The organism is Acinetobacter sp. UBA3132 (assembly GCF_002364825.1).
In the GTDB taxonomy this organism is placed as follows: Bacteria; Pseudomonadota; Gammaproteobacteria; order Pseudomonadales; family Moraxellaceae; genus Acinetobacter; species Acinetobacter schindleri.
The window spans coordinates 1-7,124 of the sequence record NZ_DEZM01000052.1; the positions used below are offsets into that span (position 1 = coordinate 1).

Sequence of the window (7,124 nt, forward strand, 5' to 3'; positions counted from 1 at the left end):
AATATAGAAGTGGTGCCAATAAAGCACTCATTTCCACATCATCAATTGCGCCTTGGGCTTGCCAGGTGGCAATCTGCTGGCGTATCGCATCAATACGCATGCCATTACGGCGTTTGAAGAATAAACGGTCGCGGGTTGGGTCATAGATTTCATCATTGCGCGGACACAGATTATGTGTCACCCAGCCTTTGACTTCTGGTAAACGGTTCAGATAATCAATCGCTTTTTGATAGCCACCGAGCTCTTTAAAGGCAGGTGCTTCGGTACAAGCTAAAACTGCATGATTGAGTGCATGACTATACGGTTCCCAGTCATTGGCAATCACCCGATAGCCATTCTGACGGGCCAGACGTGAAACCACCCCCGAACCTGCAAAAAAATCGGCAAAAATCGGCGCACGGCCATCTTCACGTTTTAGGGTTCCCGTGCTCTCAAGTGCTTCCAGAATTAAGTGTAGTAAACGGCGTTTGTTCCCCAGATAAGGAACCAGCTGATGGAAAAGATATTCATCTGTGGTACGTGCCGCATGGCGACGTTTGTGGTAAACCGTAGACTCTGAATTCATAGTGTCTCTTGAGAAGGAATTAACCTGAAGCGCACGTCATCACCCAAACGGGTCACGTCCTGCAATTTGTATCGAAGTTGTTCTGCCATTTGGCTAAATTCTGCATTAAACATACTACGCGCAGTTTGCCCCAATAGAGTCGGTGCAACATAACTGATGAGTTCATCCACCAGTTGTGCCTGTAGAAATGCAGTAGATAAAGTCGCTCCTGCCTCAACCAGCACGTCATAAATCTGATGCTGCTGAACCAGGTACTGTAATAATTCTTTTAAAGACTGAATCTCAAGCTGGATCACACCGAGATCCGCCAGTTCCTGACGATAAGGTCCCATCACCATCACAGTTTCCGGTTGTTCGAGAATCTTGGCAGTGAGTGGCAAACGACCTTGGCGATCCAGAATAATCCGTTTTGGCTGAACAATCATGCTGATGTCATCAACGCCTTTCAGGCTACGGACATTGAGTTGGCAATCATCGGCCAATACTGTTTCAATCCCGGTAATGATCCCACCAGAAATCGCACGCCAGTGCTGGACGTCCTGTCGAGCCTCTATACCGGTAATCCATTTCGATTCACCCGAAGCCATGGCTGTACGACCATCTAAACTCGATGCAATTTTCACACGCACATACGGCATCCCAGTCGCCATGGCTTTAAGAAAACCATAATTGAGTGGATGTGCTTCATCTTCACAGATGCCCACTTCAACGTCGATACCAGCATCTTTCAGGATCTGTACACCTTTTCCGGCGACCAGTGGATTTGGATCAGGACAAGCCACGACGACTTTAGCTACGCCAGCTTCAACCAGACCTTTGGCACATGGAGGTGTACGACCATAATGCGCACAGGGTTCTAAAGTCACATAAGCGGTTGCACCATGGGCCTGCTCGCCGGCCTGACGCATTGCGAAGACTTCAGCATGTGGTTGACCCGCTTTGGGATGAAAACCTTCGCCCACTACTACACCATCTTTAACTATGACACAGCCAACGTTTGGATTCGGTTTGGTGGAATACTGGCCCTGACGTGCCAGTTCGATGGCACGGCGCATCCAGATTTGATCTTGAGTTATTTCAATCATGCTTATTCTTGTAATTCGCCGCGTTGCTGCATCTGTTCGATCTGACGACGAAAGGCTTCAACATCCTGAAAGTCCTGATACACCGAAGCAAAACGCACATAAGCCACATGATCGAGGGCAAATAGAGACTGCATCACGATTTCACCAATAGTGCGTGACTTGACATCACGTTCACCCAGACGGCGAATTTGAAGCTGAATATCACTGAGCACCGTTTCAATCTGTTCTTGTGTCACTGGACGTTTCTGTAAGGCATGCATCAGTGAGCGGCGTAATTTAGCTTCATCAAAGGGTTCATTCTTGCCATCGGATTTGATGACCCGCGGCATCACCACTTCATAACTTTCAAAGGTGGTAAAGCGTTCATTACAACTGACACATTCACGACGACGGCGAATCTGGCAACCTTCAGCGGCCAGGCGTGAATCGATCACTTTACTGTCTGGTGTATTGCAAAATGGGCAATGCATAGCGGTTTAATTGAACAAATCCTGATGATTAGCGAGTGTAGCAAAAATTCTGAACTTTGTAGAGTGTTACGCAATATATAGAAAAAAAACAGCCCTGACGGGCTGTTTCACACAATATATTGATTATTGTTTTAGTAGATTATTCGACACGTTCGCCGTGTTGGCTCAAGTCCAGACCCATGCGCTCATCATCAGAAGAAACACGGATACCAATGATCAGATCGATCACTTTCAGGATAATAAAGGTCAAGATTGCAGAGTAAGCGATTGTTGCCAGTACCCCTTCAATTTGTACCCATAATTGATGCATTACATTGGTTGGTGCACCGTCGCCCATGATAAATTCGCTGGCAAAGAATGCAGTCAGAATCGCACCGACAATACCACCTACACCATGCAGACCAAAAGCATCTAGAGAGTCATCAGCCTTAAGCATACGTTTCAGTGCAGTAATACCCCAGAAACATACTACACCACCGATGAGACCCATCGCTAAAGCACCACCTACAGTCACGAAACCAGCTGCTGGAGTAATCACCACTAGACCTGCAACCGCACCCGATGCACCACCTAATACAGATGCTTTACCACGTGCAATTTTTTCAGTAATTAACCAAGAGATCGTTGCTGCTGCTGCTGCCACTTGTGTAACCACGAGTGCATAACCTGCTGAACCGTTTGCACCCAATGCTGAACCACCGTTGAAACCAAACCAGCCCACCCATAGTAAGCTTGCACCGACTACAGTAAGCGTCAGATTGTGTGGTGCCATAGATTCGCGTCCTAGCCCCATACGCGAACCCAGCATGTAGGCTGCAACCAGACCTGCAACACCTGAGTTAATGTGTACGACTGTACCACCAGCGAAGTCCAGTGCACCGTCACTGCCTAACCAGCCGCCGCCCCATACCCAGTGAGTAATTGGCGCATAAACCAGAATCACCCAAAGTGTGATGAATGCGATGAAAGCACCAAATTTCATACGTTCAGCAATAGAACCGCTAATGATGGCAACCGTAATAATCGCAAAAGTCATTTGGAAAATGACAAACAGGATTTCAGGAATGGTGCCTGACAGCGCTTCAGTCGTAATACCGGACAGCATAAATTTATCCAGGCTACCGATAAAGGCATTACCTTCACCAAATGCCAGGGTATAACCAATCACGACCCAGACAATACTGACTACTGCGGCTGCTACAAAGCTATGTGCCATAGTACTCAGTACGTTTTTCTTACGTACCATACCACCATAGAACAGGGCTAAACCTGGAATGGTCATGAGTAAAACTAGGGCTGTTGACGTTAAAATCCAGGCAGAGTCACCTGTATCCAGTGTGGCTTCTTCTTCTGCAGCTGCCGCTTCTTCAACCGGTGCTGTTTCTACTGCTTCCACAGCAGTAACTTCTGTAGTATCTGGAGTTGCAGTTGCATCAACTAAAGCAACTTCCTCGGTAGGAACGGCTGCTGATGCGGCTTCTTCAGCCCAGGCAACAGAACCGCCCAAAAGTGCGCTGGACAGACCCAACGCGAGTAGTATTTTTTTCATTCGTATCCCCCAACCAAGTTTTTGTGAGTTATTCGCTACTCAGCAAACTTTGTGCCAAATTAAACAGCGTCTGCACCTGTTTCACCTGTACGAATACGGATGACCTGTTCCAGATTTGTTACGAAAATTTTTCCGTCACCAATTTTGCCTGTGCTTGCTACACGCGTAATTGACTCGATTACCGCGTCAACCATTTCGTCGCTGATCGCGATTTCAATTTTGACTTTTGGTAAGAAATCAACAACGTATTCAGCGCCACGATAAAGTTCAGTATGGCCTTTCTGACGACCGAAGCCTTTGACTTCAGTCACAGTGATGCCTTGAACGCCAATTTCAGACAATGCTTCACGCACATCGTCTAATTTGAAAGGTTTTACAATTGCAGTTACGAGCTTCATGTTTGTTTTCCTTCGGCTTATTTCACCAGTAAGGTTTTATGTTCAAATTTCATGCCAAGATTTCTAAGGTCGGGGGAAATTAGAAAGCTCGACATGCGGTTTCCCTGAATATTATTTTATACTCATAAATCTTTTGAATCTTCAAATTTTAGTCATTTTTATGTGGTCTTTTATGATAATAATTATCGATTAATCCCATATTTTGTCTGAAATACTATAGTCTTGATTCTTGCGGTGTTAAACTGTGCGCTTATTTCCATCTCTATGGACCACACAATGATTGAAACTTTATTACAAGCAATCTTGCAGCAAATCGAAGAACCAAAAAAAGATCTGGAACATAATCTTCGGGCTTTATTAAACGAAGCAGTAAGTAAAATGGATCTGGTTTCAAAAGAGGAAATTGAACGTCAGCGTACAGCCTTAAATCAGGCCAATCAGCGTTTAAATGAGTTGCTCAAACAAGTCGAATCACTTGAAGAAAAGATATCGAACAAAAAATAAGCACCAGTGAAGTGCATAAAAGACAAATAATGAACAATAATAACGCACCAAAATGGAACAATAAATGTCTTTTGCTAAAATCCATACCCGGGGATTGCTGGGACTACATGCCCCTTTAATAGAAGTTGAAGTTCATGTTAGTCAGGGCATGCCCTCCTTAACTATTGTTGGACTGCCCGAAGCGGCGGTTCGGGAAAGTAAGGATCGGGTTCGTTCTGCTATTTTGAATAGTGGCTACCAGTTCCCGACCAAACGCTTAACTATTAACCTGGCTCCTGCTGACCTGCCCAAAGACGGTTCACGTTTAGATCTGCCAATTGCTTTAGGGATTCTGATGGCATCAGGGCAATTACCTGAAAACTGTACTGATGGAATGGAATTCATTGGTGAACTTGCTTTAGATGGTCAACTCAGCCCCATCACTGGTACGCTTAGTATTGCGATTGCCTGTCAACAATCGCAGCATGAACTGATTCTACCTAAAGAAAATGCTCAGGAAGCCTGTCAGTTACCTGATTTTCGGGTATTTGCCGCTGCTCATCTAAAAGAAGTTTGTGATCATTTAAATAGACTCACACCTTTAGCCCAGATGCAAGCCCGACCACAGGTGAATCACTCAGATTCTCGCTTTGATTTAGCCGATGTCAAAGGCCAGCTGCGCCCAAGACGGGCTTTGGAAATTGCTGCTGCAGGTGGACATTCTTTATTATTTAGAGGACCTCCTGGAACCGGTAAAACTTTACTGGCTTCGCGGCTAGCCAGTATCTTGCCGCCTCTCAATACTGAAGAAAATCTTGAAGTCGCCAGTATTTATTCTATTGCCAATAATAGTCATACTTTTGGACAGCGTCCTTTCCGCGCGCCACATCATACCGCGTCTGCAGTTGCCCTGGTCGGTGGAGGATCGCATCCTAAACCAGGTGAAATTACGCTGGCACATCTAGGTGTGTTATTTCTCGACGAACTGCCGGAATTTGACAGGAAAGTTCTTGAAGTATTGCGTCAACCTTTGGAATCCAAGGAAATTGTGATTTCGCGTGCCTCTCGACAAATTACTTTCCCAGCCAACTTTCAGCTGGTTGCAGCGATGAATCCCTGCCCTTGTGGTTATGCCTTTAATCAGGATATTCGCTGCCAGTGTTCTCCAGAAATGATCAAGCGTTATCAGAACCGGATTTCTGGGCCATTACTGGATCGGATTGACCTGCATATCGATGTGCCTCCTCTGCAAGCTCATGAATTACAATCTACACAGCCGGTAGAAGATTCTGCAACCGTTAGGGAGCGTGTGATAACTGCCTACGAACTGCAAATACAAAGACAGAACAAGCTGAATATGGCATTAACCCCAAAAGAATTAGAGCAATTTGCGCCACTAAATGCTCAGACCAGTAAAATGTTTGAACTTGCCCAACAAAAGTTAAATTTATCTGCCCGTGCTTATCATCGGGTATTACGAGTAGCACGAAGCATAGCTGATTTAGCTGAGAATTCAGAAATTCAGCCTCAGCATTTATCGGAAGCTTTATCTTATCGAGGTCAGCAAAGCTAAACGATTGGACAATAAAAATAAAAAAAGGCGACATTTGTCGCCTTTTTTCTATTAAATAATTAGAAGCTGTAACCTAGACCTAGGACAACTTTATTTTTTTGTTTTATATCATTACGGTCATAACCACCTAAAATATAGTTCATGCTTGCAGTCACGCCAGTATCAGCAAGTGCTTTACTCAAACCGATATCAAAGTGGCGGAAACTAAATGTATCAGCAGCTTCAATTGGTCCATTCTTATCATATAGATATAAACCAAGTGCTGTATCTAAACTAAAATCTTTAGGTAAAGCATAGCTATAAGATGCTTTTAGATAAGTATCACCTGCATTACCCCAATCAAGATCTTCAAGTAATGTTTGCGCAGTGATACCTAAATCTTTATAGGTCAAACCCAACATGGTTTCAAAACCGTTTGATCCAGAATTACCAATATCATAGTAATAATAGTACGTTAAACCTGCTGTATAACCCCAGTCATCATTGATTGAACCGCTATAGCCTGCATAGAAATCGTTTTCGAAAGCATTAGTGACTTCACCTGTTTCAACTTCTACTAATTCACCTGCTGCATTTTCAAAAAGATCTGTACCTGCAGAATATCTTAAAGTTGATCCCCACCATCCAGCATAAAAACCTGAAGCATGGTTATAATCTATACCACCATTAATTGTGGCATCTTTATTTTCAGGTGTATTTGTAATACCACGCAAGTTATAGCTCGATAACACACCGATATTGCCAGATACTGAGTGCGGAGATGCAGGCTCATCTGCAAAAGTAAAACTGGATGCTGAAGCTACTGCTGCAACTGCTAAAGCTTTTAAAGTGAATTTCATTGTTAGATTCCCCCAACCGTCCGCAGACGTTTTTAGTTGTGTTTTTAAACTCACCTTAGGCTGTGCAATAGCTATGCCAACCCATAAAAAGGAAAATCCAAATTAGCTACAAAAGTTTTTTTATTTATATAAATATTTGATTTTAATCATATATATTAAAAA

Annotated in this window: 8 protein-coding genes; 2 read left to right on the forward strand and 6 right to left on the reverse strand. The window is 44.0% G+C overall.

Going from position 1 to position 7,124, the window contains the following annotated elements; genetic code table 11:
- The 5 genes from B4033_RS02180 to glnK all read right to left on the reverse strand — a co-directional run.
- Positions 1-565 (reverse strand): DNA adenine methylase (locus B4033_RS02180; protein WP_286831751.1); only part of this gene is annotated, 565 nt, incomplete at its 3' end.
- A complete protein-coding gene (ribD, locus tag B4033_RS02185) occupies positions 562-1,650 on the reverse strand; it encodes a bifunctional diaminohydroxyphosphoribosylaminopyrimidine deaminase/5-amino-6-(5-phosphoribosylamino)uracil reductase RibD (RefSeq protein WP_103799961.1) in 1,089 nt (362 codons plus the stop codon). The genes B4033_RS02180 and ribD, both read right to left, overlap by 4 nt.
- 2 nt (positions 1,651-1,652) lie before the next feature.
- Complete coding sequence (nrdR, locus tag B4033_RS02190; RefSeq protein ID WP_004810168.1) at positions 1,653-2,120, reverse strand: transcriptional regulator NrdR; 468 nt, start codon at positions 2,118-2,120, stop codon at positions 1,653-1,655.
- Positions 2,121-2,259: 139 nt separating this feature from the next.
- Positions 2,260-3,669 (reverse strand): ammonium transporter, encoded by a 1,410-nt coding sequence (locus tag B4033_RS02195; protein ID WP_004896405.1) that lies wholly within the window; start codon positions 3,667-3,669, stop codon positions 2,260-2,262.
- Positions 3,670-3,728: 59 nt separating this feature from the next.
- Positions 3,729-4,067, reverse strand: a complete 339-nt coding sequence (gene glnK / locus B4033_RS02200; RefSeq protein ID WP_004281042.1) for a P-II family nitrogen regulator — start codon at positions 4,065-4,067, stop codon at positions 3,729-3,731.
- A 276-nt stretch (positions 4,068-4,343) separates the two neighbouring features.
- Between glnK and B4033_RS02205 the strand changes: the two genes are divergently transcribed.
- Both B4033_RS02205 and B4033_RS02210 read left to right on the forward strand, forming a co-directional pair.
- Positions 4,344-4,571: an accessory factor UbiK family protein gene (locus B4033_RS02205; protein WP_004810171.1), complete on the forward strand. Its 228-nt coding sequence runs from the start codon at positions 4,344-4,346 to the stop codon at positions 4,569-4,571.
- 64 nt (positions 4,572-4,635) lie between these two features.
- Positions 4,636-6,123, forward strand: coding sequence for a YifB family Mg chelatase-like AAA ATPase (locus B4033_RS02210; RefSeq protein ID WP_286831761.1), 1,488 nt, complete (start codon positions 4,636-4,638; stop codon positions 6,121-6,123).
- Between the two features lie 59 nt (positions 6,124-6,182).
- On the opposite strand, the gene B4033_RS02215 is transcribed toward B4033_RS02210, so the two are convergent.
- Positions 6,183-6,962 carry a TorF family putative porin gene (locus tag B4033_RS02215; protein WP_103799959.1) on the reverse strand — a complete coding sequence of 260 codons (780 nt, stop codon included), beginning with the start codon at positions 6,960-6,962 and terminating at the stop codon, positions 6,183-6,185.
- Positions 6,963-7,124: the final 162 nt, after the last annotated feature.

Excerpts from the sequence above, each read along its gene's own strand:
- ribD (WP_103799961.1), bottom strand. The coding sequence starts at position 1,650 with ATGATTGAAATAACTCAAGATCAAATCTGGATGCGCCGTGCCATCGAA.
- nrdR (WP_004810168.1), bottom strand. The coding sequence starts at position 2,120 with ATGCATTGCCCATTTTGCAATACACCAGACAGTAAAGTGATCGATTCA.
- B4033_RS02195 (WP_004896405.1), bottom strand. The coding sequence starts at position 3,669 with ATGAAAAAAATACTACTCGCGTTGGGTCTGTCCAGCGCACTTTTGGGC.
- glnK (WP_004281042.1), bottom strand. The coding sequence starts at position 4,067 with ATGAAGCTCGTAACTGCAATTGTAAAACCTTTCAAATTAGACGATGTG.
- B4033_RS02205 (WP_004810171.1), top strand. The coding sequence starts at position 4,344 with ATGATTGAAACTTTATTACAAGCAATCTTGCAGCAAATCGAAGAACCA.
- B4033_RS02210 (WP_286831761.1), top strand. The coding sequence starts at position 4,636 with ATGTCTTTTGCTAAAATCCATACCCGGGGATTGCTGGGACTACATGCC.
- B4033_RS02215 (WP_103799959.1), bottom strand. The coding sequence starts at position 6,962 with ATGAAATTCACTTTAAAAGCTTTAGCAGTTGCAGCAGTAGCTTCAGCA.